Source organism: Sphingopyxis sp. MG, from assembly GCF_002953155.1.
GTDB lineage: Bacteria > Pseudomonadota > Alphaproteobacteria > Sphingomonadales > Sphingomonadaceae > Sphingopyxis > Sphingopyxis granuli.
In genome coordinates this window covers 3,712,320-3,736,932 of sequence record NZ_CP026381.1, presented here as the reverse complement: position 1 = coordinate 3,736,932, position 24,613 = coordinate 3,712,320, and the positions used below count along the sequence as shown (strand labels likewise).

25 protein-coding genes are annotated in these 24,613 nt (G+C 68.5%); 13 read left to right on the top strand and 12 right to left on the bottom strand.

Annotation, left to right across the window (positions count from 1 at the left end):
• The first annotated feature begins 109 nt into the window (after positions 1–109).
• Positions 110–655 (top strand): ECF-type sigma factor, encoded by a 546-nt coding sequence (locus C3E99_RS17120; protein ID WP_067186572.1) that lies wholly within the window; start codon positions 110–112, stop codon positions 653–655.
• Positions 656–707: 52 nt separating this feature from the next.
• Here the strand turns inward: C3E99_RS17120 and C3E99_RS17115 are convergent, their stop codons facing one another.
• Both C3E99_RS17115 and C3E99_RS17110 read right to left on the bottom strand, forming a co-directional pair.
• The gene (locus C3E99_RS17115; RefSeq protein WP_104960136.1) at positions 708–1,082 is read right to left on the bottom strand and encodes a sulfatase/phosphatase domain-containing protein; all 375 of its coding nucleotides are present in this window, start codon (positions 1,080–1,082) and stop codon (positions 708–710) included.
• Complete coding sequence (locus C3E99_RS17110; protein WP_158682345.1) at positions 1,075–3,579, bottom strand: serine/threonine-protein kinase; 2,505 nt, start codon at positions 3,577–3,579, stop codon at positions 1,075–1,077. Before C3E99_RS17110 ends, C3E99_RS17115 begins: the two co-directional genes overlap by 8 nt.
• 119 nt (positions 3,580–3,698) lie before the next feature.
• Between C3E99_RS17110 and C3E99_RS17105 the strand changes: the two genes are divergently transcribed.
• The 3 genes from C3E99_RS17105 to ligD all read left to right on the top strand — a co-directional run bounded on the left by C3E99_RS17105 (position 3,699) and on the right by ligD (position 8,892).
• Positions 3,699–5,402 carry an N-acyl-D-amino-acid deacylase family protein gene (locus tag C3E99_RS17105; RefSeq protein WP_234002521.1) on the top strand — a complete coding sequence of 568 codons (1,704 nt, stop codon included), beginning with the start codon at positions 3,699–3,701 and terminating at the stop codon, positions 5,400–5,402.
• Between the two features lie 90 nt (positions 5,403–5,492).
• A complete protein-coding gene (gene ku, locus C3E99_RS17100) occupies positions 5,493–6,365 on the top strand; it encodes a non-homologous end joining protein Ku (RefSeq protein ID WP_067186569.1) in 873 nt (290 codons plus the stop codon).
• A 1-nt stretch (position 6,366) separates the two neighbouring features.
• Positions 6,367–8,892 carry a DNA ligase D gene (gene ligD / locus C3E99_RS17095; RefSeq protein ID WP_067186568.1) on the top strand — a complete coding sequence of 842 codons (2,526 nt, stop codon included), beginning with the start codon at positions 6,367–6,369 and terminating at the stop codon, positions 8,890–8,892.
• A gap of 145 nt (positions 8,893–9,037) precedes the next feature.
• Here the strand turns inward: ligD and C3E99_RS17090 are convergent, their stop codons facing one another.
• Genes C3E99_RS17090 through C3E99_RS17075 form a run of 4 tightly spaced genes read right to left on the bottom strand, consistent with a single transcriptional unit; the run spans position 9,038 to position 13,833 of the window.
• Positions 9,038–10,405, bottom strand: a complete 1,368-nt coding sequence (locus C3E99_RS17090; protein WP_067186566.1) for an efflux transporter outer membrane subunit — start codon at positions 10,403–10,405, stop codon at positions 9,038–9,040.
• A 2-nt stretch (positions 10,406–10,407) separates the two neighbouring features.
• A complete protein-coding gene (locus C3E99_RS17085; protein WP_067186564.1) occupies positions 10,408–11,511 on the bottom strand; it encodes an HlyD family secretion protein in 1,104 nt (367 codons plus the stop codon).
• Positions 11,508–13,193 carry an MFS transporter gene (locus C3E99_RS17080; protein ID WP_067110415.1) on the bottom strand — a complete coding sequence of 562 codons (1,686 nt, stop codon included), beginning with the start codon at positions 13,191–13,193 and terminating at the stop codon, positions 11,508–11,510. Before C3E99_RS17080 ends, C3E99_RS17085 begins: the two co-directional genes overlap by 4 nt.
• Positions 13,186–13,833, bottom strand: coding sequence for a TetR/AcrR family transcriptional regulator (locus C3E99_RS17075; protein WP_067186562.1), 648 nt, complete (start codon positions 13,831–13,833; stop codon positions 13,186–13,188). The genes C3E99_RS17080 and C3E99_RS17075 overlap by 8 nt, the downstream gene beginning before the upstream one ends.
• Positions 13,834–14,361: 528 nt before the next feature.
• On the opposite strand from C3E99_RS17075, the gene C3E99_RS17070 reads away from it, so the two are divergent.
• Genes C3E99_RS17070 through C3E99_RS17055 form a run of 4 tightly spaced genes read left to right on the top strand, consistent with a single transcriptional unit; the run spans position 14,362 to position 16,250 of the window.
• A complete protein-coding gene (locus tag C3E99_RS17070; protein WP_067186560.1) occupies positions 14,362–14,853 on the top strand; it encodes a response regulator transcription factor in 492 nt (163 codons plus the stop codon).
• A 58-nt stretch (positions 14,854–14,911) separates the two neighbouring features.
• Complete coding sequence (locus C3E99_RS17065) at positions 14,912–15,292, top strand: hypothetical protein (RefSeq protein WP_067186558.1); 381 nt, start codon at positions 14,912–14,914, stop codon at positions 15,290–15,292.
• Between the two features lie 26 nt (positions 15,293–15,318).
• Positions 15,319–15,729, top strand: a complete 411-nt coding sequence (locus tag C3E99_RS17060) for a hypothetical protein (RefSeq protein WP_067186556.1) — start codon at positions 15,319–15,321, stop codon at positions 15,727–15,729.
• A gap of 32 nt (positions 15,730–15,761) precedes the next feature.
• Positions 15,762–16,250: a winged helix DNA-binding protein gene (locus C3E99_RS17055; RefSeq protein ID WP_067186554.1), complete on the top strand. Its 489-nt coding sequence runs from the start codon at positions 15,762–15,764 to the stop codon at positions 16,248–16,250.
• Positions 16,251–16,269: 19 nt separating this feature from the next.
• On the opposite strand, the gene C3E99_RS17050 is transcribed toward C3E99_RS17055, so the two are convergent.
• From C3E99_RS17050 to C3E99_RS17025, 6 genes are all read right to left on the bottom strand, one after another.
• Positions 16,270–17,013 carry a sigma-70 family RNA polymerase sigma factor gene (locus C3E99_RS17050; protein ID WP_067186552.1) on the bottom strand — a complete coding sequence of 248 codons (744 nt, stop codon included), beginning with the start codon at positions 17,011–17,013 and terminating at the stop codon, positions 16,270–16,272.
• On the bottom strand, positions 17,003–19,126 hold the full coding sequence (flhA, locus tag C3E99_RS17045) for a flagellar biosynthesis protein FlhA (protein WP_067186550.1): 2,124 nt from the start codon (positions 19,124–19,126) through the stop codon (positions 17,003–17,005). Before flhA ends, C3E99_RS17050 begins: the two co-directional genes overlap by 11 nt.
• Positions 19,123–19,944 carry a transglycosylase SLT domain-containing protein gene (locus tag C3E99_RS17040; protein WP_067187227.1) on the bottom strand — a complete coding sequence of 274 codons (822 nt, stop codon included), beginning with the start codon at positions 19,942–19,944 and terminating at the stop codon, positions 19,123–19,125. The genes flhA and C3E99_RS17040 overlap by 4 nt, the downstream gene beginning before the upstream one ends.
• Before the next feature lie 78 nt (positions 19,945–20,022).
• Positions 20,023–20,328 (bottom strand): hypothetical protein, encoded by a 306-nt coding sequence (locus tag C3E99_RS17035; protein ID WP_067186548.1) that lies wholly within the window; start codon positions 20,326–20,328, stop codon positions 20,023–20,025.
• Entirely contained in the window at positions 20,322–20,630 is a 309-nt protein-coding gene (gene flgM, locus C3E99_RS17030; RefSeq protein WP_076078213.1) for a flagellar biosynthesis anti-sigma factor FlgM, read from the bottom strand. Before flgM ends, C3E99_RS17035 begins: the two co-directional genes overlap by 7 nt.
• A 499-nt stretch (positions 20,631–21,129) precedes the next feature.
• The gene (locus tag C3E99_RS17025) at positions 21,130–21,636 is read right to left on the bottom strand and encodes a flagella basal body P-ring formation protein FlgA (protein WP_067186546.1); all 507 of its coding nucleotides are present in this window, start codon (positions 21,634–21,636) and stop codon (positions 21,130–21,132) included.
• A gap of 281 nt (positions 21,637–21,917) precedes the next feature.
• On the opposite strand from C3E99_RS17025, the gene flgB reads away from it, so the two are divergent.
• From flgB to C3E99_RS17000, 5 genes are read left to right on the top strand one after another with little or no spacing between them, the layout of a single operon-like run.
• Complete coding sequence (flgB, locus tag C3E99_RS17020; RefSeq protein WP_067112854.1) at positions 21,918–22,274, top strand: flagellar basal body rod protein FlgB; 357 nt, start codon at positions 21,918–21,920, stop codon at positions 22,272–22,274.
• The gene (gene flgC / locus C3E99_RS17015) at positions 22,271–22,678 is read left to right on the top strand and encodes a flagellar basal body rod protein FlgC (protein ID WP_067112841.1); all 408 of its coding nucleotides are present in this window, start codon (positions 22,271–22,273) and stop codon (positions 22,676–22,678) included. The genes flgB and flgC overlap by 4 nt, the downstream gene beginning before the upstream one ends.
• Positions 22,679–22,681: 3 nt before the next feature.
• A complete protein-coding gene (locus tag C3E99_RS17010; RefSeq protein ID WP_067112837.1) occupies positions 22,682–22,996 on the top strand; it encodes a flagellar hook assembly protein FlgD in 315 nt (104 codons plus the stop codon).
• 4 nt (positions 22,997–23,000) lie between these two features.
• Entirely contained in the window at positions 23,001–23,831 is an 831-nt protein-coding gene (locus C3E99_RS17005) for a flagellar hook protein FlgE (protein ID WP_067186545.1), read from the top strand.
• A gap of 32 nt (positions 23,832–23,863) precedes the next feature.
• Positions 23,864–24,607, top strand: a complete 744-nt coding sequence (locus tag C3E99_RS17000; protein ID WP_067112831.1) for a flagellar basal body rod protein FlgF — start codon at positions 23,864–23,866, stop codon at positions 24,605–24,607.
• The last annotated feature ends 6 nt before the right edge of the window (positions 24,608–24,613 follow it).

Genomic DNA, 24,613 nt, shown 5'->3' with positions numbered 1-24,613 from the left:
CCCCGGCGCCTCTTCCCGTTCGCGCGCGGCGCGCTTGCCTTGCCGCGCTTGCCTTGCATCCGCCGACCTGCGAAGAACGGCGGACGCCTGACAGAGAGCGAGACGGGAAATTTCCGAGGAAGCGGACACGCCGGCCGAAAAAAATGGGGCGGAGGGCCCGGACGCGCTGATCGCGGGGCTTTACGGCGAATTGCGCGCCATCGCGCGGCGCGAGCATTATCGCGCCGGACAGCCGCAGACGCTCCAGACCACGGCGCTGATCAACGAAGCCTATGTGAAGCTGCGCAAAGCCGACGGCTGGGACAGCCGGTCGCATTTCCTAGCCTGCGCGGCGACCGCGATGCGGCACATATTGATCGACGCGGCGCGCGCGCGGCTCGCCTCGAAACGGAATGCGCCGACCTACAGCTTCACCCAGAGCCTCGACTCGCTCGCCGCCGCGGTTCCGGAGGACGAACAGGTCGTCCGGCTCGGCGAGGCGCTCGAAGAACTGAAACGGCTCGACGCCAACCTCGCGCAGGTCGTCGACTGTCGCTTCTTCGCGGGGATGGACGAGAAGGAGACCGCGCTGATCCTCGGCGTCTCCGACCGCACGATCCGTCGCTGGTGGGTGCAGGCGCGCGCGTGGATCCACCACGAGATGGCGGCGGCCTGATCCCTGCCCTGAGCGAAAGGACCTGGCGCGCCGATGATCGTCGTTCAGCGGCTCAGTCGACCTTGCCGTCGATCGGCCCTTCCTGGAAGTGCGGCGTCCCTTCGACGGGACGCGTGTCGCCCTGCTTCGTTCGCCAGACCTTCAGCTTCTGGCGAAGCGACCGCAGGACTGTTTTGTAGCGCGAATCCGCCGCCAGATTGTTGCGTTCGGCGGGGTCGGCCTCGAGGTCATAGAGTTCCTCCGCCGGCCGCCGGTAATAGCTGTTGACGATCTGCTGAGCGGCGGGATCGGTCGAACGACGCCACGACGGGAAATAGCGTCCCGAATCGTCGATGTTTCGCACATATTGGTCGATATGCGTCGTACAGACATATTCGGGGTGCAGATTGGAGATATACTTCCACTTCGGCGTGCGCACGCTACGCATGGGATAAGCTCGTCCCCAGCCGTGCCCGCAGCGCGGGGAAGGATTTGAGGTAGGAGGCGCCCGCTGCGCCCTCGGCCTCGAACAGCGCTGCGGCGCGGTCGGTTTCCTGCCGCGCCTCGGCGAGCCTGCCTTGCCTGAGCAGCGTAACCGCCTTCGCGCGGGCGAAGATCGCCTGCGGCAGGCCGGGTTTGGGCAAGGCGTCGATCAACGGCTGCGTCTCGGCGATCGTGCGGCGCGCGCCCGCGATATCGCCCGATTCGGCCTGCGCCTCGATCAGCCCCGCGGCGATGATCAGCGTCGGCGCCGCACGCGGGCTCAGATATTGCGCCGCCATCGGGCGCGCCTCGGCGAGAACCGCTTTCGCGTCGGCATATTTGCCGAGCGCCAGCCTGGCGCGGCCGAGCTGGAGCAGATCGACCGCGAGCCCCGCCGAACGCCCGAAGGTCGCGCGCCGCTGCGCCGCCACCCGCGTGACGATCCGCTCGGCGGCGGCCGGCTGGTCGAGCTTGAGCAGGCGCACGGCCTTCAACTGGGCGATCGTCAGTCCCTGCATGCTCGCTTCCTGCCCGGTGCGGCGGATCACCGCCTCGGCGCGGTCGAAGATCGCGGGCATCGCGTCGAGCTGGTTCGCCTCGGCCATATAGACCAGCAGGTTGTTGTAGGTGGTCAGCAGGTCGCGGTGGTTCTCGGCATAGACGATGTCGGCATCGGGCAGCGTCCGGATCAGCAGCGCGATCGCATCCTCCAGCCGCCCGGTGCGCCGCCACAACTGCGCGCGCGCGAGGGCGATCTCGACCAGTTCGCGGCGGAAATGCGCGGGGTCGGCGCGAAACACGGGCTCGGCGGCGTCGATGTTGGGGCCGATCTCCTCGGTCCGGCCGAGGCCCCCCGCGGCGGCGGCGGCGCGCATGCGAAGCTGCGCGGTCGCCACCGGGTCGCCGCGTCCGACGCCGCGCGCCAGCGCCTTCTGGATCAGCGCGTCGGCACCCGCCGTATCCTCCAGATTCACATAGAGGTCGAACAATGTGACGATCAGGTCGGCCGATTTGGAACTGGTGTCGAGCGAGGCGGCGAGGCGGGTCGCGGTCTGGTCGAGCATCTGCTTGACGGTGACATTCTCGCTGTTCGCATCCTCGGCGGTGTCGCGCACCATCACCGTCAGCATCCGGTTGATCGCCTCCGACCGCCGCGCCTCGGCGACCGCGAGGTCGCGCTCGACCGCGGTCTCGCGCGCCTGCCATGCGATGCCGCCCGCGCCGACGAGCAGCGCCGCGAGCACCGCGGCGGTCGCCGCGACCCCCCAGCGATAGCGGCGCAGGAAGCGGCCGAGCATGTAGCGCGTCGATCCGTCGCGCGCATGGACGGGCAGATATTGCTGGTGGCGTGCGATGTCCTCGGCCAGCGCGCTGACGCTGCGATAGCGCTGCGCCGGGTCGCGCCGCATCGCCTTCAGGACGATCGCGTCGAGGTCGCCCGCGATCCGCCGCGCCGGCACCGGCGCCTCGCCACGTGCCGCGGCGCGGCTCGGCAGTTCGGGGTCCTCATAGAGGACGCGGCGGATCATCATCGGCACCGACGCCTTGCCGCCGCGCCAGGGGCTCCGCCCGCTGACCAGTTCGTAGAGGAGGACGCCGAGCGCGTAGACGTCGGTCGCGACCGTCGCTTCCTCGCCGCCCAGCTGTTCGGGCGCGGCATAGTCGGGGGTGAGCATCGCCTGCGTCGTCGCGGGCAGCGCCGCGCTGTCGTCGAGCAGCTTGCCGATCCCGAAGTCGAGCAGGCGCGGCTTGCCGCCCGCGTCGATCAGGATGTTCGACGGCTTGATGTCGCGGTGGACGACAAGGTTGCCGTGCGCATAGGCGAGCGCGTCGCAGACGGTGCGGAACAGGTCGAGCCGCGTGTCGAGGTCGGCGCCATGTGCGGTGCACCAGGCGTCGATCGGCTGGCCGTCGACATAATCCATCGCGATATAGGGCCGCCCGTCGGGAGCAACCCCGGCGTCGATCAGCCGCGCGATCCCCGGATGATCGAGCCGCGCGAGCAGCCGCCGCTCGCGCGCGAAGCTCTCGGCACGCTCGGCGGCGTCGACGCGCAGCAGCTTCAGCGCGACGCGCTGGTCGAAATCGGCCCCCGTGCGATACGCGAGATAGACCTCGCCCAACCCGCCGCGTCCGATCGGCCGTTCGACGGTGAAGCCGCCGATGGCCTGCCCGGGGGCGAGCGAGCCGAAGTTTGCGGGCGCCGACTCGCCCGCCGGCAACGGGGGCGCCAGCGATGGCGGCGCGCCGTCCAATATGCCGTCGCCGCGCGCGGCGAGCAGCAGGCGGTGCGTCGTTTCGACGATCCCCGCGGATTGCGGCGCCTTCGCGAGGCGCTGTGCCTGCATGTCGGGCGGAAGGTCGACCAGTTGCTCGAAGAGGCGCTGGACGGCCTGCCAGTCGTTGCGGTTCAACGCCTCCATCGCCCCTCCTCCGATCGTCCGGTCCCGATCGTCCGGCACAGTTGATCCGAAGATGCGGCGCCGCGCAATCGCTTATTTGACCGTGACGGGGGCCTTGATCCCGCCCGCGCTTGCGGCACAATGGCCGCCGGTCGATACGGACAGGGAAGGGGTTGGCGATGATGGCGAGGGGCAGATATTTCGGCATGGCGGCGGCGCTGTTCGGCGCGTCCTTCCTTTCCCCCGTGCAGGCGGGCGGGGCAGCCCCCGCCGCCTATGATGTCGTGATCCGCGGCGGCACCATCTATGACGGGTCGGGCGGCGCGCCGCTGGTCGGCGACGTCGCGATCCGCGGCGACCGCATCGTCGCGGTCGGCACGGTCGAGGGGCGCGGCGCGCGCGAGGTCCGGGCGGACGGCATGGCGGTCGCGCCGGGCTTCATCAACATGCTCAGCTGGGCGACCGAATCGCTGATCGCCGATCCGCGCAGCCAGAGCGACATCCGGCAGGGCGTGACGCTGGAGGTGATGGGCGAGGGCTGGTCGATGGGCCCGCTCAACGCGACGATGAAGGCGCAGGAGACCGAACGCCAGGGCGACATCCGCTTTCCGATCGAATGGACGACGCTGGGCGATTATTTCGCCTATCTCGAAAAGCGCGGCATCGCGCCCAATGTCGCGAGCTTCGTCGGCGCCGCGACGGTGCGCGTCCACGAACTGGGCGAAGGCGACGTCGATCCGACCCCCGAACAGCTGGACCGGATGCAGGCGCTGGTGCGCCAGGCGATGGACGAGGGCGCGCTGGGCGTCGGCAGTTCGCTGATCTATGCGCCCGGTTCCTATGCCGAGACCGACGAGCTGGTCGCGCTGATGCAGGCGGCGGCCGCTTGCGGCGGCATGTACATCAGCCACATGCGCTCAGAGGGCGACCGGGTCGAGGAAGCGGTCGACGAGCTGATCGAGATCGCGCGCCGGTCGGGCGCGGCGGCCGAAATCTATCACCTCAAGATGGGCGGGCGCGCCAATTGGGACAAGCTGGCCCCCGTCGTCGCGAAGATCGAGGCGGCGCGCGCGGCGGGGCTGCGGATCACCGCCGACATGTACACTTATACCGCCGGGGCGACCGGGCTCGACGCCGCGATGCCGACCTGGGTGCAGGTGGGCGGGCTCGAGGCGTGGATCGAGAGGCTGAGGGACCCGCAGGTCCGTGCGCGCGTCGCCGCGGAGATGCGCGCGCCGGGCGATGACTGGGAGAATCTCTATTTCGGCGCCGGGGCTGACAAGATGATTCTCACCGGCTTCAAGAATCCGGCGCTCAAGCCGCTCACCGGCAAGACGCTCGCCGAGGTCGCGGCGATGCGCGGCACCTCGCCCGAGGATACCGCGATGGACCTGGTGGTCGAGGACGGTTCGCGCGTCGGCACCGTCTATTTCCTGATGTCCGAGGACAATGTCCGCCAGCAGATCCGGCTGCCGTGGATGAGCTTCGGCTCGGACGCCGCGTCGCAATCGACCGAGGGCGTGTTCCTGAAATCGGGCGCGCACCCGCGCACCTACGGCAATTTCGCGCGGCTGCTCGGCCGCTATGTGCGCGACGAGAAGCTGATCCCGCTCGAACAGGCGGTGTATCGCCTGACGACGCTGCCCGCGACCAACCTGGGGCTGAAGGAGCGCGGCGCGCTCAGGCGCGGCTATTATGCCGACGTCGTCGTCTTCGACCCGAAGACCGTCGCCGACCGCGCGACCTTCGAGGCGCCGCACCAATATGCGGTCGGGGTGCGCGACGTGTTCGTGAACGGCGTCGCGGCGCTGCAAGGCGGCGAGCCGACGGGCGCGACGCCCGGCCGCGCGCTGCGCGGCGCCGGCTTCGGGACGTGCCGCTAGGAGCGGGCGGCATCGGGCACCGCCCGGCCGAAAGGGAACCGCACCGCGCCCTCGCGCATTGCCCATGGGTCACGCTCATGGGAGGATGCCATGCCCGCCCGCGCCTATTGGAAGGGGCAGATCCGGCTCGCGCTGGTGTCGATCCCCGTCGAAATCTATCCGGCGACCCGGTCGGGCGCAAGCGTCAGCTTTCGCCAGATCCACGAACCGAGCGGCAAGCCGGTTAAATATGAGAAGGTCGTCCCGGGCATCGGGCCGATCGACAAGGACGATATCGTCAAGGGCTATGAGTTGTCGAAGGGCAGTTACGTCCTGCTCGACGAAGAGGAGATCGAGGCGGTCAAGCTCGAAAGCAAGCGGACGCTGGAGCTCGTCCAGTTCGTCGACGCGGGCGAGATCGACATCCTCTATTATGAAAAGCCCTATTATGTCGTCCCCGCCGACGAACTGGCGGAGGAAGCCTATATCGTCCTGCGCGAGGCGCTGCGCCGCACGCGCAAGGTCGGGCTCGGCCAGCTCGCGCTGCGCGGCGAGGAGCAGCTCGTCGCATTGCGCCCGTGCGGCAAGGGCCTCGTCCTCGAAGTGCTGCGCTACGCCGACGAGGTCAATCGGGCAGCGAATTATTTCCGCGACGTCGGCGCCGCGAAGCCCGACGCCGACCTGCTCGACCTGGCCGAGACGCTGATCGACAGGAAGAGCGGCCGGTTCGACGCGAGCGACTATCACAACCATTATGTCGACGCGCTGAAGCGGCTGATCGCCAAGAAGGCCAAGGCGAAGGGCCGCAAGGTGCTGGAGGATGTCGAGGAGCCCGCCGCCGCGCGCGAGGGATCGAACGTCATCGACCTGATGGCGGCGCTCAAGGCGTCGGTTGACGGGCGCAAGTCGTCGCCGGCGGCAAGGACGAAGGCCCCGGCGCGCAAGGCTTCGACGCGCCGCGCGCCGGCGAAGAAGCGCGCCTGACATGGCGCGGCGCGCCGACCCGCTCGCGCAGTACAAGGCCAAGCGCGACTTCGCCGCCACCCCCGAGCCGGCGGGGCAGGTGGCGAAGGGAAAGGCGGCGAAGGCGGAAGGCGGGCGCTTCATCGTCCAGAAGCACGACGCGACGCGCCTTCATTATGACTTCCGCCTCGAGGCCGACGGTGTGCTCAAGAGCTGGGCGGTGACGAAGGGGCCGAGCGCCGATCCCGCCGACAAGCGGCTCGCGGTGCGCACCGAGGATCATCCGCTTGCCTACGCCGATTTCGAGGGCGCGATCCCCAAGGGTGAATATGGCGGCGGCACGGTGATGCTGTGGGACCGCGGCACCTGGGCGCCGGTCGCGGGCAAGAGCGCGAAGGACATCGATCGCGGCCATCTGCACTTCACGCTCGACGGCGAACGGATGAAGGGCGAATGGCTACTCGTCCGCATGAAGCCGCGCGCGGGCGAAAAGCGCGAGAACTGGCTGCTGCGCAAGATCGACGACGCCCATGCCGGCGGCAGCGACGATCTGGTCGGGCGCCATCTAACGAGCGTCCTCACCGGCCGCACCATGGCCGAGATCGCGGGCGACGTGGGTGGCGCGCAGTCGCTGCGCGGTGCGAAGGGCGCCGCCTTCACGCAGAAGATGAAGGCCGCGGCGAAGCATAATGCGGCGGTCGCGAAGCGCCGCGCCGGCGGGGGCAAGCCGCCCGCCTTTCGCAAGCCCCAGCTCGCGACGCTCGTCGATGCGGTGCCGGGCGGCAACAACTGGTTCCACGAGATCAAATATGACGGCTATCGCGCGCTCGTCGCGGCGGCGGGGAGCGCAGTGCGCATCCATACGCGAAACGGCCTCGACTGGACCGACAAGTTCGCGCCGCTCGCCGCGCAGTTCGCCGCGCTCGACCTGCCGCCGTGCCTGATCGACGGAGAGATCGTCGCCTATGACGGTGCGGGCAATCCCGATTTCTCGTCGCTGCAGGCGGTGATCAAGCGCGGCCATGGCGCGCAGGATGCCGATACGGCGCTGAACTTCTTCGCCTTCGACCTGCTCGAAGAGGATGGCAAGTCGCTGGCGAAGCTGGGCAATCTCGAACGCAAGGAACGGCTCGAAGCGCTGCTGCGCGCCGCCGCGCCGCCGATCGCGGTCGCCGATCATGTCATCGGCGCGGGCGAACGCCTGTATACGGCGATGTGCGGCGCGGGGCAGGAAGGCATCATCTCGAAGCGCGCCGACGCTCCCTATGCCGGCCGCCGGACGCGCAACTGGGTCAAGGTCAAATGCACCCGCCGCCAGGAATTCATCATCGTCGGCTGGAAGCCGTCTTCGGCGAAGGCGCGCCCCTTCGCCTCGCTGCTCCTCGCGCAGCGCGAGGGCGATGCGCTGGTCTACAAGGGCAATGTCGGCACCGGCTTCGACGCTGCGACGATGGCGATGCTGGCGCGCAAGTTCGCGAGCCGTGCGCGCAAGACCCCGCCGCTGGCGGTCGAACGCGCGGCGGCGCGCGACGTCCGCTGGCTGACCCCCGACCTCGTCGCCGAAATCGCCTTCGCCGAATATACCGCCGGCGGATCGGTGCGCCACGCGAGCTTCGTCGGCCTGCGCGAGGACAAGGAGGCGAAGGACGTGACTCCGGAGACGAAGCAGGCGGCGCCCCGCCCGACCGCCGACGTGCGGATCAGCAACCGCGACCGCGTCATCTTTCCCGAATCGAAGGCGACCAAGGGCGACCTTGCCGACTATTATGCCGCGGTCGCGCCGATCATGCTGCCGCACATGGCGCGCCGTCCGGTCAGCCTCGTCCGCTGCCCGCAAGGACGCGCCAAGCAATGCTTTTTCCAGAAGCATGATTCGGGATCGTTCGGTCCGCAGGTCCACCATGTCCCGATCCGCGAGAAGGACGGCGGGGTCGAGGATTATCTCTATGTCGAGGACGCCGGCGGCATCCTCGCCTGCGTCCAGATGGGGACGATCGAATTCCACGGTTGGGGCAGCCATGTCGACACGCTCGAGGCGCCCGACCGGATGGTCTTCGATCTCGACCCCGACGAAGGGCTCGATTTCGGCGACGTCCGCAAGGCGGCGGCCGACCTCCATCGCCAGCTTTCCGACATCGGCCTGATCAGCTTCGCGATGCTGTCGGGCGGCAAGGGGGTGCATGTCGTCGTGCCGCTCGACCCGGGGCCGGACTGGGACGCGCACAAGGATTTCGCGAAGCGCTTCGCCGAAGCGCTCAGCCTCGCCGAGCCCGACCGTTTCACCGCGACGATGAGCAAGGCGAAGCGCAAGGGCAAGATCTTCATCGACTGGCTGCGCAACCAGCGCGGCAGCACCGCGATCATGCCCTGGTCGGCCCGCGCCCGCGAAGGCGCGCCGGTCGCGGCGCCGATCGGCTGGGATGCGCTGGCGGACATCGACAGCCCGCGCCACTGGACGATCGCCGACGCCGATGCGCTGCTCGAACGCGCGGCGAGCGCCGAGCTCAAGGGCTGGGGCTTCGCGCGCCAGACGCTTCCCGATTTGTGAGGGCTAAAGGGTCACACCACAAATATGCGCCGTTTGCCCTGAGCTTGTCGAAGGGCCGTTCTTTCTTTCCGCGCCGCGAGAAGGGCGGTGCTTCGACAAGCTCGGCACAGGCGGGGTAGGTGGTGAAGATTGCAAATACGGCAATCTAGCGTTCAGCGCCGCCGCCGAGTGCCTGATAGAGCGCGACATAGGCGGTGAGGCGGTCGGCGCGCATCTGGATCAGCGCGAGATCGACCGACAGCAGCGCGCGCTGCGCGTCGATCTGTTCGAGGTAGGGCGAATAGCCGGCGCGATAGCGGTTGGTGGCGTGGCGCAGCGCGTCGGCGACCGCGGTCCGTTGCGCGACCAGCGCCTGTTCCTGCGCGCCGAGCCGGTCGATCACCGCGAGCTGGTCCTCGACCTCGCGAAAGGCGGTGAGCACCGTGCGGCGATAGGCGAAGGCGGCCTGGTCGCGCTGCGCGGTCGCGGCGTCGAACTGACCGTGCAGCCGCCCGCCCTGGAACAGCGGGGCGAGGATGCTGCCGCCGACCGACCAGATGCCCACCGGGTCGGACAGCGCCGACGAGATCACCGCGCCGGCCGACGCCGACAGGCGAAGCTGCGGCAGGAATTGCCCGCGCGCGGCGCGCAGGTTGGCGTCGGTTGCGGCGAGCGCATATTCGGACTGCGCGATGTCGGGCCGGCGGCGGACGAGTTGCGACGGCAGCATCGCGGGGACGGCGGGCGTCGTCAGCGATCCGAAGCCCGCGCCGCGTGCGATCGCGTGCGGGGTCTCGCCGGCGAGCAGCGACAGGGCGTTCTCCTGCCGCGCGATCGCCGCCTCGATCGCCGGGACCTGTTGCTCGGTCGCGCGATACTCGGCCTCGGCCTGCCGCAGTTCGAGCTGCGAGGTATAGCCCGCCTCGGCACGGTCGCGCGCGATGCGCAGCGCCTCGCCGCGCGATGCCAGCGTCTGTTGCAGCAGCTCGCGCCGCGCGTCGAGCGCGAGCAGGGCGATATAGCCGCTTGCCGCCGCCGCGCTCACCGACAGCGTCGCCGCCTCGTGCGCCGCCGCGACCGCCGCGGCGTTGGCGCGCGCCGCCTCGACCTGCGCGGCGTTGCGGCCGAACAGATCGACTTCATAGGCGGCCTGGAAGACGGGCTGCGCGGCAAAGCCCTCGGTCGCGACGCCGAAGGGATTGAGGCTGCGCGATTCGGCGCCCGGCGCGCTGGCGCTCAGCGACGGCAGCAGCAGCGATCGCGCGACCCTTTCCTGCGCGCGTGCTTCGGCGACGCGCGCCGCGGCGATCGCAAGGTCGCTGTTGTTCGCGCGCGCGCGATCGACCAGCACGGCGAGCTGCGGGTCGCCGAAGCGGTCCCACCATTGCCGGTCGATCGCGCCGCTCGCGGGAAGGTCGGTGCGCCAGTCGGCGGGCGGCGCGACCGTGCTTGCTTCGGGGCGCGGCGTGATCGGCGGCGCGCAGGCGGCGAGCAGCAGCGGCAGGGCCAGCGCCGCGCGCGGGACGGGGCGCATCGTCACGGTCGCCCCGTATGCACGGTCGCGACGACCGACATGCCGGGGCCGAGCCGCTGGCTCAGCGCCTGGCCGTCGTCGATGCGGATGCGCACCGCGATGCGCTGCGGCACCTTGACGAAATTGCCCGATCCGGTGTCGGGCTTGATGATGCTGAACTCGCTGCCCGCGGCGGGGGCGATGCGCTCGACATGCCCCTTCAGCTTCGCGCCGCCGAGCGCGTCGATGCGCAGCGTCGCGGACTGGCCGATGCGGATGCCCGCGGTCTGCGTCTCCTTGAAATTGGCGACGACCCAGTGACGCTCGGGAACCAGATACATCAGCTGGGTGCCCGGGCTGACGAGCTGGCCGACGCGCACGCTCACCTCGCTGAGGCGCCCGTCGCGCGGGGCGCGGATGGCGCTGTTCTGCAGGTCGATGCCGGCGAGCTCGCGCTGCGCCTTCGCATTGGCGACTCCCGCCTCCAGCCCGCCGCGCCCGACGCCTACCGAGCGCAGCTGCTCGGCGGCGATCGCGCGCTGCGCTTCGGCCTGGCGGACGGCCGCCTCGGCCTGGCGGAGCGCGGCGAGCGTCTGGTCGCGCTCGCGCAGCGACACCGATCCGGCGTCGACCAGCTCGTTCACGCGCCGCATGTCGGCCTGCGCGCGGGCGAGCTGCGCACGCGCGCTCGCCGTCGCGGCGTCCTGAAGCCGCACCTGCGCCTCGGCCGAGCGCAGGCTCTGCGCGCTGTTGTCGAGGTTCGCCGATTGCGCGGCGACGCTCGCGGCGCCCTGCGCGACGCGCTCGCGATAGATGCGGTCGTCGATGCGGACGAGCAGCTGGCCCGCCTTCACCCGCTCGAAATCCTGCACCAGCACCTCGGTGACATAGCCGCCGACCTGCGGCGCGATGATCGTCGTCTGGCCGCGGACATAGGCGTTGTCTGTGGTCTGGCTGGCCGGGCGGAAGGGCGGCAGACCCCAGGCGTAGAGAATGGCGAGCGCGCCGACCAGCACGAGGCTGCCGAACAGCAGGATGCGGCCGCGCGACTGCTCGGGTTTCCAGCCCTCTTCCGGCGGCGCGGTGGGCGCCTCGGCCGGCGCGGGCGTTTTCGGGTCGTCGGTCATAGGTTGGCAGCCCTCATCTTCTGCAATGCCTCGAGCTCGGCGGCGAGCGGATTGTGGCCGCGCCGCCGATCGTAAACCCAGCGCGCGAGCATGATCAGGAACGCGATCCCGGCCAGCGATCCGATCACGAAGAACACGTCGTTGAAGGCGAGGATGGTCGCCTCGCGCGCCGCCTCGCGCACCACCTGCGACGCGGCGGTCGCGCTGCGCAGCGCCGGGTCGGAAATGCTGCCGGTCAGGCCGGCGGCGATCGTCTCGATTCCGCGCGCAAGGTCGGGGTTGGTCGTCGCCAGCGTCTGGCCCAACGTCATCAGGTGCGCCTTGGTGCGCAGCGTGTGGAAGGCCGACAGCGCCGCCACCCCGGCGAGCCCGCCCAGCGTCTGCGACAGGCTGAACACGCCGACGAAGCTGACGAGATAGGACGGTCCCTTGGTCAGCGCGCGCAGCAGCCCCTCCATCAGCATCGGTCCCATGAAATAGACCGCCGCGAAGGCGATCGCGGCTTGCGAGAAATAAAGATTCACGGGGCCGGTGCGCAGTCCCGAATGGGTGTCGAGCCAGGCGCCGACCGCGATCACGCCGAGCGAGACGAGCGTCGGGCGGCGCAGGTCGGTGGGATCGAGCCGCGCGATCGCGAGCAGGGCGCCGAGCAGCGTCGCGGCGGTGAGCACGACATAATAGGTGACGAGCTGGTCGTTCACCAGCCCCACCGTCGAGAGAAGGCCGGTGGCGCCGAAATTCTGCTCGGAGGTCAGGACGCGCACCAGCGCCCCGGTGAGCGCGAATTTGACGAGATCGCGGCTTCCCATCCAGCGCGTCTGCAGCATCGGATTGGCGCGGTAATGCTCGATCAGGAAGGCGAAGCCGATCAGCACCACCGCCGCCGCAAGTGCGCCGCCCAGCCACGGCGTCGACCACCACTGGATGCGACCCTGGACAAGGAAGGCGCACAGCAGCCCGACCCCGACCGCGAGCATCGGAAAGGTGACGAGGTCGAGCTTCTCGAACGAGCGCATCGTCTCGCCGGGCGGCAGATGGAGGATGTTGACGAGCCCGACGGCGACGAGCGACAGCGCGAACTGAAAGACGAACAGGTTGGCGATGTCGCCGTCGGCGAGCAGCAGCGGCGACATCGCGCGCGCCAGCGGCACCGCGACCTGCGTCAGCCCGATCGCGAGCAGGAAGCCCGCGATGCGCAGCTTCTGCGGCAGGCCCTGCATCATGTAGAAGGCGGCGAGCGTCGACAGCCCGCTCGCCGCGATCCCCGACACGCCGCGCGCCACGAGTTCCATGCGATAGCCCGCGTCGAACAGCTGCACGAAATTGGCGATCAGCAGCGCGATCATCACCGCGCGCACGAAACGCTGGATGCCGAACTGCTGGCGCGACTTGTAGAGCAGGATGCTCATGCACGCGTTGGTCATGTTGTAGGCGACCGTCACCCAGCCGGCGTCGACCGGGGTCAGGTCGAGATGTCCCTGCATCGCGGTCAGGTTGGCGATCAGCAGCCCGTTCTGGAAGCCGCCGACGATCGCGAGATAGAGGCCGATCAGCAGATAGAAGATCTGGCGGCGCAGCGGATGGTCGGGCGACGCGGGCGATCCCGGCATCAGCGGGCGCTCGTGCGGCTTGAAGACATAGCCGCCGGCGGGCGGCGCGGGCGGGGCGGCGGGCTCAGCCATGGCGGAGCCGCGGCTCGATCAGCGTTGCGTAGAGCGCGGCGCGGAAATCATTGTCGTTGGCGAGTTGCGGCGCAAAGCCGGCAAGCATCTCGCGCCGTACGACGCTGACCGCGACGCCATAGGCGAAGCTGAGGAGGAACATTTCGGGGACCGGGGTGGCGATCCGCCCGGTCTCGTTCGCGCGCCGGATCAGCGGCAGGAAGTGATCGAGCAGCGGGCGCGAGACATGGTCGAACACCCAGGCGGCACGTTCCGGATCGTGACCAGCGTCGCGCAGCAGGAAGCGCGGGACGGTCTCGTTGGCGCAATAGAGGTCGACGAGCGCCTCCATCGACGCGGCGAGGGGCGAAGCGGCCGCGCTCGCCTTGGCCGCCGCGGTGCGGCGCAGCATGTCCATCTTTCCCGCGCCGACCGCCTCGACCACCGCCTTCCACAGGCCGAGCTTCGACCCGAAGCGATAGGCGATCATCGCGGGATCGACGCCCGCGTCGGCCGCGATGTCGCGCAGCGCGGCGGCGTCGAAGCCGAGGTCGGCGAAACGCCGCAGCGCGGCGCGCCGGATCGTCCGTTCGGTGTCGCCGCGGTCGGCGGGCCGGCGCCCGCGGCGCGACGCCGCGCCTGTCGTTGCTGCTCCATGCATCGATCGGGAACCTTCTCGCTGGCCGCATCGTTCCGATAGCGTGATCCGTGGATTAATTCAACAAGTGATGAAATAAGCGGCGGAATCGGAATAGCGGTGGTGTCAGCGGGGGCATTTCGAACTCTATGCGGCCATTCGATCGCCCCTCCCGCTTGCGGGCGGGGCGGGGGTGGACCGGCACCGTTGCGGTTGCCCAACCCGCTGCGGCCAGAGTCTGATGACATTGACCGATCTACCTCGTCATTGCGAGCGGAGCGAAGCAATCCAGAGCGGTGTAAACCACCCTGGATTGCTTCGCTCCGCTCGCAATGACGATTCCAACTCACATCATCATGCACTAGCGAACGAGTTCGCGAGCCTCGCTGCCCCTCCTGCAGGCGGGTGGGAGACGATGTTCGGCAGTCCCATGCAAAATGATTTCACTGTCGCGGCGTGCCATCGGTTGATATGGCGGCGCGTGTCGGACCATGTAACGGTTACATCCGCGAGTCGCGGCCCGCCAAACTTGATTTCGGGACCCGATGCTCTATGCACGGCGCCGTGCAGGGCGACCCCGACAATTACATCAGCCTCCTTTCTGCCGCGCAAATCGAAACGTTGCGGCACGTTTTCGAGCACAAAAATTCCAAGGAAATTGCGCGGCTGATGAACGTATCGCCGCACACCGTCGATGAACGGGTTCGACGATCGCTAAGAAAGCTCAATGTTTCCAATAGGATAGAGGCGGCGACCATCCTGGCGCGTAACGGTGTCTTCGGTCAGGTTACTCCCTATCAGCCTTTGACATATCAATTGGACGACCTAGGCGATGGTCCGCCCCCCGCCGATGCGGGACCGGGGCGCAGTCGGCTTTGGCGGATATTCGATATCGGCACGCCGTTTCCCACCGCGTCCCAGCCGGCCAACCGGCATGGGTTGATGGAAAGGATCATCTGGCCGATCCTGATCGCCTTGGCGACCATATTGGCCTTTTCCGCCCTCTATTCGATCCTTGTCGGCCTCGGCCGGGTTCTGACCTGATGTCGAACCGAATGCTGCGGGGGGGTCCGTCGGCATTCTCTTTCAAGGACCAAAGATCATGCTGAACGAACGCCTTTCCGCAGCGCAGAAGATAGCCGCCGAACTGCACCGGGCCGAAGACGCGATCGACGAAACGATGATCCGTATCGCCCAGCTCGCCGCGACGCTGCCTGCGGCGCGCCGCGAAACCAACATGTCGGCGATCGTCGGCCAGGAAGCGGTGGCGAAGATCGCCAATGCGCTCGCCGCCGCGGGGGAGGTTCGCCAGCTGCTGATCGACGCCCATCAGGCGCTGACCGTGACGCAGAAGCAGGTCGGCCTCGGCACCCGCATGTTCGGTGCCGGGGTGAAGCCCGCCAGCGCGACGCTGGTCGACGAGGGCGCCGACGGCGCGGCGGATGCCGACGTCGTGGCGCTGCCGCTCGCCCGGGCGTCGTGAGTCCGGCGCAGGGTTGACGAGGTCCCATGGGGTCCGTGGCGCTCTATTATGCCGTTCTGCTCATCACGGTGGCCGTCGCGGTTCGACGCGGCGGTCCCCTTGAACGCGGGGCAGCCTATACGGCATTGATCGCCTCGGTCCTCACCAGTCTCGTCGCACCCGCCCCGACCTGGACGAGCATCGAATATAATATCTTCTTCATCGACGTGCTGGTTCTGTTGAGCTTCTGGTTCATCGCCCTGAAGACGCAGCGTTTCTGGCCCTACTGGATCACCGGATGGCAGTTGATCGCCATTTTCGGCCATATCCAGAAGATGATGTTTCCGGAGATATTGGCGCGGCCCTATTCGCTGCTTTCGATCTACATATCCTACCCGATCCTGCTTCTGATCCTTTATGCATCGGGTTCGTCCAGACGGAGCGAGGTTGCGGCCTGACGGGATGAATCCCAGAGGGTGGATGGCATCGCATGCAGCAATTCTCGAACCATGACATTGCCGAGCTGCGCTCGCGCATCGACCAGATCCATGCGCTTCTCGCCGCACGCGGCCCTGAGGCGGATGACGGTCCAGACGCGCCGACGGCGGCCGCGGCGAATGTCCGGCTGCTCGACCAGCTGGCCTTTCACATCCAGATCCGGCGGCTGCGCAAGGGGCACTTCGGCGACGAACCGCTTTCGGGGCCGACGTGGGACATGATGCTCGACCTGATGGTCGCGCAGACGAGCGGACGCAATCTGAGCGCCAGCGACCTCGCCACCGGCGCCGGGGTGCCGCTGTCGTCGGGACTGCGGATGATCGCGGCGCTCGAACGGCTCGGCCTCGCGCACCGTTCGATCGACGATCGCGACCGCCGCCGGTCGCTCGTTCGGCTGACCGAGAAGGGCATCGAGCGGATGGCGAGCTATTTTGAGGAGATCGCGCTCATCCGGCAAACGCGCCGGACCATCGCGATGTGACGCGCGCTCCGCGCACGGCTCATTCGGTGCGCGCGCGCATCATCGCCTCGATCTTCGCCATCGCGTCGCGCTTGATCTGGCAGACGCGCGCGGCGCTGACGTCGAGCGTCCTACCGATTTCCTGCAGGTTCAGTTCCTCGAAGAAATAGAGCTGCAGCACCATCTGCTCGCGCTCGTTCAGCGCGTCGATGCAGTCGCGCAGCGCGGCGAGCAGGTCGCTTCGCTCGCACAGCTCGCCCGTCGCCAGCGCGTCGTCGGCGATCAGGACGCTCCCGGCCTCCATCATCTCGTCGAGCGAGGCCGAGCGGCGCTGCGCCGCATTCTGTTCGAACATGAAATATTCCTCTGCCGTCATGTCGAACGCCGCCGCCATTTCGGCGGTCGTCGGCGCGCGCATATTTTGCTGTTCGAGCGCCGCGCGCATCGCGCGCAGCCGCTTGTTCGCGACCATCGCCGACCGGCCGACATCGGCCTCGCGCCGCAGCTGGTCGATCATCGCGCCGCGGATCCGCGTCGTCGCATAGGTGGCAAAGGCATAGCCGCGCTCCTCATAGTGCCGGCTCGCCTCGATCAGCGCGATCAGCCCGGTCTGGATCAGGTCCTCCAGCTCGTTCGTCCGCGCCACGCGCGAAAAGACCTGCCAGGCGATCTTGCGCACCAGCGGCGCATATTCCTCGACCAGCGCCTCGACGCTGCCCAGGTAGGCGTGCGGACGCAGCGGCTGCGCCGACCCGGCGAAGTGGGCGGCGGGCTCAATCCTCATGCTGATGCTCCTCCATCGCTGCTGCGGAATCGCCGGTCAGGCGCGGTACTTCGGCGCCGATCGTCGCGACGATCTCGGTCGCCTTGTTCGCCGGGATTTCGAGGTAGGAAATGACGGCGACGTCGGGGAAGGTCGCGCGCACCAGCCGCGACAGCGCCGACCGGCACAGCGGCGAGGCGACGAGCGCGAAGCTGCGCGTCGACAGCAGCAGCGGTTCGACCGCCTGCCCGATCTGCTCGATGATCTTCATCGCCATGCCGTGCTCGAACGGCCATTCGGCGCCGGGGTTGGCACGCACCGACTGGTTGAGCAGCATCTCGACGTCGGGGCTGAAGGTGACGACGGGCAGGGGCATGCGCGATGGCACGATCGTCTGGACGATCAGCGCACCGATGCGCTGGCGCACCGCCTCGACCAGCTCGACGTCGCCGAGCTGCTGGCCGGCGAGCGCGACCATCGCCTCGGCGATCTTGCGGAAATCGCGCAGCGGCACGCGCTCGACGAGCAGCGCCTTGCACAGCGCCGCGACGCGCGGCAGCGCATAGCCCTGCGGACAGAGATTCTGCGCCAGCTGCGGATAATGCGCCTTCAGATGGTCGATCAGCGCCTGCGCGTCGTCGATGCCGAACAGCTCGGCCGCCGATGCGATGATGCTGTTGTTGAGATGCGTGGCGACGACGGTTGCCGGATCGACGACGGTGTATCCCGCCGCGATCGCGTCGTTCTGCGACGCCTTGGGAATCCACAGCGCGTCGAGCCCGAAGGTCGGGTCCTTGCATGGCCGTCCGGTGACCTTGGTGACGAGGTCGCCCGAATCGAGCGCGAGCATCTCATGCGGGAACACCTCGTCCTCGCCGACGATCACCCCGGCGATCGAGATGCGATAGGCGTTGCCGGGCAGCGACAGGTCGTCCGTGACCTTCACCGCTGGAACGACGAAACCCAGTTCGCGCGACAGCTGGCGGCGGATGCCGGTGATCCGGCCCATCAGCGGCGCGCCCTTGCGGTCGTCGACCAGCGCGACGAGCGCATAGCCGATCTCGAGCTGGCACGGCCCGATGTCGCTGACGTCGGCCCATTCGATGTGGTGCGGGTCGGGTGCGGGCGCCGCGGGGGGCGGCGCGGCCTCGGCCTCTGCGGCGGTGCGGCGCATCTGCCAGCCGATCGCGAAGGCCAGCGCCGACGCGGGCAGGATCAGCATCTGCGGCATCGCGGGGACGAGGCCGAGGATGAACAGGATGCCGCCGACCGCCATCCAGACGTGCGGCGAGGCGAACTGGCTGCCGATCTGGCCCGACAGGTCGTGCGGCGACGCGACGCGGGTGACGATCGCGGCGGCGGCGATCGACAGCAGCAGCGCCGGAATCTGCGCGACCAGCGCGTCGCCGATCGCCAGCGTGACATAGGTGGCGCCGGCTTCCGAAAAGCTGAGCCCGTGGCTCGACATGCCCAGAATCAGCCCGCCGACGATGTTGACGAACAGGATCAGCAGGCCGGCGACCGCGTCGCCCTTCACGAACTTCGAGGCGCCGTCCATCGAGCCATAGAAATCGGCCTCGGTCGCGACCTCCTGCCGGCGCGCCTTGGCTTCGTCGGGGGTCAGCAGCCCGGCGTTGAGGTCGGCGTCGATCGCCATCTGCTTGCCGGGCAATGCGTCGAGGGTGAAACGCGCCGACACTTCGGACACGCGCCCCGCGCCCTTGGTGATGACGACGAGGTTGATGATCATCAGCACGACGAAGACGAACAGGCCGACGACATAGTCGCCGCCGATCAGCACCCGGCCGAAGGCCTCGATGACGTGGCCGGCGGCAGCCGTCCCCTCGTGCCCGTGGACGAGCACGACGCGCGTCGAGGCGACGTTGAGCGCGAGGCGAAACAGCGTCGCGAGCAGCAGCACCGTCGGGAAGGAAGAGAAATCGAGCGGCTTCGACGCCGACAGCGCGACCATCAGGATCGCGAGGCTGATCATGATGTTGCCGATGAAGCTGATGTCGAGGATCGTCGGCGAGACCGGGATCACCATCAGCGCGACGAGCACCAGCATCGCCACCGGCAGCGCGGCGGCGCCGGCCATGCGGCCCGCCTGGCGCAGGTCGAAACCGGCGATCATGCCGCGCCTCCCAGCGAGGCGAGGCGCCGATAGGTGCGCGCGGCGAAGTCCATCGACAGTTTCTGGGGCATCGGTTCGATATCCATCATGGGCAGCGGCGCCCGGCCGCCTTCGACGCCCGCCGAGCGGGCCATATGCAATTGCCAGCCCGGTGCGGCGGCGGGCCCGGCGGGAAGCGCGGCGGGGCCGCCGTCCTCGTCGAGCTTGGCGCGGAAGCGTTCGCGAATCTCGCCGAGGCTGCGCATGCTGCCGTCGCCGGCATAGAAGACCGAGCGGTTGGCGGCGGCCGCCTCGGGCAGCATCGTCGCGCCGGGCTGATCGGGGTTCGCCTCCCACGCGGCGAGGAAGCGCACCGCGCCCGCGCTGCCGAGGAAATGGGCGAGGTAGAGGTCGACGGGCTCGGCGCTGCGGCCGAGCCGTCCTTCGATGGCGGTGCGATTGTCGGCGGTCAGCGCCGCCGCCATGCTCGATGCCGCGGCGGGATCGTCGCGCAGGTCGAATATCTGTTGGCGGAGCGCGGGATCGGCGACGAAGAAGCGCCCAGCGCCGTCTTGGCCGATCGCGCCCGCCGCCCAGTCGAGCCCGTGCCCGGCGCCGTGCCGGCGCAGCGTCGCGAGCCACGTCTGCTTGGTGAACTGGAACAGCCCGCGCGCCGACGAGGTCGATGCCCGGGCGGTCGGGTTGAAGCGGCTTTCGACGCGTGCGACGTCGACCAGATAGTCGAAATCGACCCCCGTGCGCGCCGAGGCGCTGTGCATCGCATCCATGACGGGAAGCGGGCTTCTGGTCGAGGGCAGGGAGGAATTGATAGACGTCATGCTGTCGGTTCCGCTGGTTCGCGAAACCTGAAGCAATCATCGTGCCATTTTTATAAATGGCCGTGTATTATATGGTTATCAATAGGTTAGGGCCGCGCCCTGCGCCGCCATGCCACGGATCGCATGGTTTCTGTCAATCCTCTGACGCGTCCAGTTCTTCAGGATGTTGACGCGGATCGCCGCCGCTTCGAGCTGGCCGAGCGTCCGCGTGATCAGCAGGCGCGCGCGTTGTTCGGCGCCCGCCGGGATCGTGCTGTTGCGGAACAGGATGACCGCGGTCGCCAGCGCCTCCGACGCGGCGATGATCGTGCCGGGGTCCTGTCCGTCGAGCGCTTCGACCAGCGCGTCGAGCCGCGCCTGCATCTCGTCCATCTGCATCAGCATGACGTATCCTGGCGCTGGTGGAAATCGAGTATCGCGCCCGCGATGGCGCCGGGATCGACCGTGTAGCGGCCGTCGGCGATCGCGCTGCGCAGCGCGGCGACGCGTTCGGCGTCGACCGGCGCGTCCTGCCCCGCGAGGTCGCGGGCGAGCCCGGCGAGACGCGTGACGGGAAGCGATTCGGCCGCGGGACGGACGGGCGCCGGTGCCTGCGTCGCGGCAGGCGCGCTGCCGCCGATCCTGCGCGCGGTGCCGATGCGGACAACGCCGCCGACCTGCAGCCCGATCTTGCTGTCACCCGACATCTTCGCCTCCATCCTGTGCCGCCGAAAAAGCGACGGAACCGTCTGTGCCTGTCTTAACGGCGAGCGCGGCGACGGATTAAGCGGAAGTTGTGAAAAAGTTAAAAAAAGGACCGGCCCGTCGGATGCGTCGGGTCGGTGACGCAGGGACCAAGGCCGGTGTCACGCCGCTCCGGATCCCGTCTGCGCGGAGACACGTCATGTGTCATCCCCAGAGAGGACCCTGAACTTGTTTGGCGTTTATACCCTTAAGACAGGGACACTGGTGATCCCCGGCGAAAGCCGGGGTCCATGCGAGGCAGGCGCACGTAGCTGAACCCCGGCTTTCGCCGGGGAACGCTCACTTGTCGGAAGGGGATAATTGCCAACTTTTTTCAGGGTCCATGGTCCACCCTCGACCGAAAGACGGCGAAAAAGGAAGGGCCCGGCCATGGATGCTGAAACGAGTTCAGCATGACGAAGGCGCAGGCCAGCCTGTGGAAAGGCCGAATCCTCCCGGACCCTAATCGGCGAGGCGGGCGCGGCCGGGGCCGGTGACGACGGCGCTCAGCATGGTCCTGGCGTCGCTGCCGCGCAGTGCGATCGCTTCGCCGACGCTGCCGTCCTCGGCGGCGACCGCGGTATAGGCGATCGAGAAGCTTTCGGTGTCGATCGAAACGCGGACATGATCGCCGCGGCGGATCGCCGGCGCCGCGGCGGCGGGCCTGGCACTCTGCGCCGTGACCGGCATGGCGCCGGCCGGACCTGTCATCGGGACGCGCAGCCGCCAGCCGAGCGAGGGACAGCGGACCGCGAGCGTCTGGCTGTCGATCGCTGTGATCGACGCCTGCTCTGGACAGCGGGCCAGCTTGATGCGGCGGTCGATCGGGGCGGCGCTGCGGCCCATCGCGTTCGCCACCATCGCGGTGAGCGTGTCGATCGTCTGCCAGTCCTCGGTCGCCTGCTGCGCGCCTGCCGCCGGGATCGCGGCCAGTGCGAGCGCCAGGCTCGCCATCGTCTTCCCCTGCATGACCCATCTCCTTCGTCGGTCCCAAATGCCGGCCCCGCGCGGTGCAGGAAGCGTGCCAAGGACGCGCCGCCGCGCTTTCCCGCGCCCACCGCGCCGCCGCCGTCAAACTTTTGACGAGCCGCCGCGCCGGGCACGGCCGGCCACCGAAACCTTCGCTCAGGCGTTTGAAAAATGGCCGTAATCGGGAATTGGCATGGGCATTGCATCATGTCCCGCGTGTTTTTCCGCATGCCGCTCCGGTCCGTCCGGTTCGAACGGCAGGCGGCGAAAGAAGGATGATGATGATGGCTTCGGAAAAGCTTTTCGGCCTACATGCGACGGCGCTTCAGCTGCGCAGCCAGCGCATGATGCTGATCGCGTCGAACATCGCCAACGCCGCGACGCCCAACTACAAGGCGCGCGACCTCGATTTCTCCAAGGCGCTCGATCTCGCGCAGCAGCAGGGCGGGTCGGCTGGGCAGGCGCTCGAAGGCGCGGTCGCCTATCGCGTGCCGGTGCAGTCGTCGCTCGACGGCAACACCGTCGAGATGGCGACCGAGCAGACCGCCTTCGCCGAAAATGCGCTCGCCTACCGCTCCAGCCTCGCGTTCCTGCAGGGCCGGATCGGCACGCTGACGCGCGCGCTGAAGGGCGAATGACGATGAGCGGCTTCTCGATCTTCGACATCAGCGGGCGCGCGATGTCGGCGCAGCTCGTCCGGCTCAACACCACCGCGTCGAACCTGGCCAATGCGGGGACCGTCGCGGGCAGCGAAACCTCGGCCTTCCGGTCGATGAAACCGGTGTTCCGCACCGTGATGGACGACGCCGGCCGGGCGACCGTGCAGGTCGACCAGGTCGCGACGTCGAAGATGGCGCCGACGAAGCGGTACGACCCGAACAACCCGCTCGCCGACAAGGACGGCAACGTCTGGGAAGCGGCGGTCGATAGCGCCGCCGAACTGGTCGAGATGGTCGAGACCGCCCGCCAGTATCAGAACAATGTCCAGGTCCTCGAAACCGCAAAGGGCCTGATCAACGAAACGCTGCGGTTGGGACAATAAGCGATGACCAGCACCTCTGCCGTCAACGGAAGCAATATCGCCGTCGTGCCGAAGAACAGCGGCACCCAGCTCGGCCAGCAGGATTTCCTGCGGCTGATGACCGCGCAACTGTCGCAGCAGGACCCGTTCAACCCGGTCGACAACCAGCAGATGGTCGCTCAGATGGCGCAATTCTCCAGCCTGGCCGGGATCAGCGAGACCAACACGACGCTGAAGAGCATCGCCGACCAGCTCGGCGCGCAGACCGCGCTGCTCAAGGACATCAAGGCGGCGCAGATCGCCGCGACCCCCACCACACAATCCACGCAGGAAGGATAAGAGCATGTCATTCTATACGTCGCTTTCGGGCCTCAAGGGCGCCCAGACCGACATGTCGGTCATCTCGAACAACATCGCCAACGCCAGCTCGACCGGCTTCAAGCGCAGCCGCGCGCAGTTCGGTGACCTGTTCGCCTCGTCGCCGACCCAGTCGACGCGCATGGTCGCGGGCCAGGGCCAGCGCCTCAACGGCATCATCCAGCAGTTCACCCAGGGTACGCTCGAGGCGAGCGAGAAGACGCTCGACCTGGCGATCGCCGGCGAGGGCATGTTCGTCGTCAAGGGCGAGCCGCCGCGCGAGCAGGTGAGCTATACCCGCAACGGATCCTTCACCCCGACCGCCGACGGCCATATCGTCGATACGACGGGCCAGAAGCTGCAGCTGCTGCCGGTCGACGCCAATGGCGAGGTGACCGACCGCACGCTCGGCGGCATGACCGACATGATCCTGCCGACGGGCGCCCCTTCGGACCCCACCGCGTCGCTGGTCAACATCTCGATCGGGCTCGACGGGCTTGTCACCGCGACCTTCGCCAATGGCGAGGACCAGATGCTCGGCAAGGTGGCGATGGCGACCTTCCCCTCGATGGAAGGGCTGCGGCCGATCGGCGACGCGCATTACCAGTCGACGGGCGAAAGCGGCCAGCCGACGATCGACGCCGCGACCAACGGTCCGATGGGGACGATCCGCTCGGGCGCGCTCGAACGGTCGAACGTCGACATCACCGAGGAACTGGTGCTGCTGATCGCGGCGCAGCGCAACTTCCAGGCGAACGCCAAGGCGATCGAGGGCGCGTCGACGCTGACGCAGACCCTGATCAACATGCGGTCCTGACGCCGCTGTCGCCGCCTGCCGGGAACTGATCCATGGACCGCCTCATCTATACCAGCCTCACCGCGATGCGGGGCAGCATGGCCCGGCAGACGGCGATCGCGAACAATCTCGCCAATGTGCAGACCCCGGGCTTCCGGGGCGAGATGGCCGAGGCGCAGAGCCTGTGGCTGCACGGCGCCGGTTTCGACGCGCGCGCCATGGCGTCCGAAGAGGTGGTCGGCGCCGACATGCGCGCCGGCACCATCGCGGCGACGGGGCGCGACCTCGACATCGCGATGCAGGGCGACGCGATGCTGGTCGTCCAGGCGCCCGACGGCGAACAGGCCTATACGCGGCGCGGCGACCTCCAGCTTTCGCCGAGCGGCCTGCTGACCACCGGCGACAATCATCCGGTGCAGGGCGCACAGGGTCCGATCACCCTGCCGCCCGCCGATTCGGTGAAGATCGACGCCGAAGGGCGCATCTGGGTCGTGCCCGCGGGCGGCGACCCCGAAAACCCGCAGGAAATCGACCGGCTGCGGCTCGCGACCCCCGCGGGGTCGGAGATCGTCAAGGGACTCGACGGCCTGTTCCGCGTGCGCGGCGGCGGCATCCTGCCCGACGATCCGGAGGCGCGCGTCGTCACCCGTTCGCTCGAAGGATCGAACGTCACCGCCACCGCCGCGCTCGTCGAGATGATCGAGGCGAGCAAGCAGTGGGATTCGCAACTCAAGCTGATCAGCGACGCGCGCGACATGGATAGCGCGACCGCCAACCTGATGCAGCTCCCCCGTTAAAGGAGA

Bases quoted from the DNA above. Each gene is read 5' to 3' on its own strand.
- flgC (WP_067112841.1), top strand. From the start codon at position 22,271: ATGACGATGAGCGGCTTCTCGATCTTCGACATCAGCGGGCGCGCGATG.
- C3E99_RS17040 (WP_067187227.1), bottom strand. From the start codon at position 19,944: ATGACGTCTATCAATTCCTCCCTGCCCTCGACCAGAAGCCCGCTTCCC.
- C3E99_RS17035 (WP_067186548.1), bottom strand. From the start codon at position 20,328: ATGCTGATGCAGATGGACGAGATGCAGGCGCGGCTCGACGCGCTGGTC.
- ligD (WP_067186568.1), top strand. From the start codon at position 6,367: ATGGCGCGGCGCGCCGACCCGCTCGCGCAGTACAAGGCCAAGCGCGAC.
- ku (WP_067186569.1), top strand. From the start codon at position 5,493: ATGCCCGCCCGCGCCTATTGGAAGGGGCAGATCCGGCTCGCGCTGGTG.
- flhA (WP_067186550.1), bottom strand. From the start codon at position 19,126: ATGATCGCCGGTTTCGACCTGCGCCAGGCGGGCCGCATGGCCGGCGCC.
- C3E99_RS17115 (WP_104960136.1), bottom strand. From the start codon at position 1,082: ATGCGTAGCGTGCGCACGCCGAAGTGGAAGTATATCTCCAATCTGCAC.
- C3E99_RS17000 (WP_067112831.1), top strand. From the start codon at position 23,864: ATGGACCGCCTCATCTATACCAGCCTCACCGCGATGCGGGGCAGCATG.
- C3E99_RS17005 (WP_067186545.1), top strand. From the start codon at position 23,001: ATGTCATTCTATACGTCGCTTTCGGGCCTCAAGGGCGCCCAGACCGAC.
- C3E99_RS17105 (WP_234002521.1), top strand. From the start codon at position 3,699: ATGATGGCGAGGGGCAGATATTTCGGCATGGCGGCGGCGCTGTTCGGC.
- C3E99_RS17010 (WP_067112837.1), top strand. From the start codon at position 22,682: ATGACCAGCACCTCTGCCGTCAACGGAAGCAATATCGCCGTCGTGCCG.
- flgM (WP_076078213.1), bottom strand. From the start codon at position 20,630: ATGTCGGGTGACAGCAAGATCGGGCTGCAGGTCGGCGGCGTTGTCCGC.
- C3E99_RS17075 (WP_067186562.1), bottom strand. From the start codon at position 13,833: ATGCATGGAGCAGCAACGACAGGCGCGGCGTCGCGCCGCGGGCGCCGG.
- C3E99_RS17080 (WP_067110415.1), bottom strand. From the start codon at position 13,193: ATGGCTGAGCCCGCCGCCCCGCCCGCGCCGCCCGCCGGCGGCTATGTC.
- C3E99_RS17050 (WP_067186552.1), bottom strand. From the start codon at position 17,013: ATGAGGATTGAGCCCGCCGCCCACTTCGCCGGGTCGGCGCAGCCGCTG.
- C3E99_RS17025 (WP_067186546.1), bottom strand. From the start codon at position 21,636: ATGCAGGGGAAGACGATGGCGAGCCTGGCGCTCGCACTGGCCGCGATC.
- C3E99_RS17085 (WP_067186564.1), bottom strand. From the start codon at position 11,511: ATGACCGACGACCCGAAAACGCCCGCGCCGGCCGAGGCGCCCACCGCG.
- C3E99_RS17090 (WP_067186566.1), bottom strand. From the start codon at position 10,405: ATGCGCCCCGTCCCGCGCGCGGCGCTGGCCCTGCCGCTGCTGCTCGCC.
- C3E99_RS17070 (WP_067186560.1), top strand. From the start codon at position 14,362: ATGCACGGCGCCGTGCAGGGCGACCCCGACAATTACATCAGCCTCCTT.
- C3E99_RS17055 (WP_067186554.1), top strand. From the start codon at position 15,762: ATGCAGCAATTCTCGAACCATGACATTGCCGAGCTGCGCTCGCGCATC.
- C3E99_RS17060 (WP_067186556.1), top strand. From the start codon at position 15,319: ATGGGGTCCGTGGCGCTCTATTATGCCGTTCTGCTCATCACGGTGGCC.
- flgB (WP_067112854.1), top strand. From the start codon at position 21,918: ATGATGGCTTCGGAAAAGCTTTTCGGCCTACATGCGACGGCGCTTCAG.
- C3E99_RS17065 (WP_067186558.1), top strand. From the start codon at position 14,912: ATGCTGAACGAACGCCTTTCCGCAGCGCAGAAGATAGCCGCCGAACTG.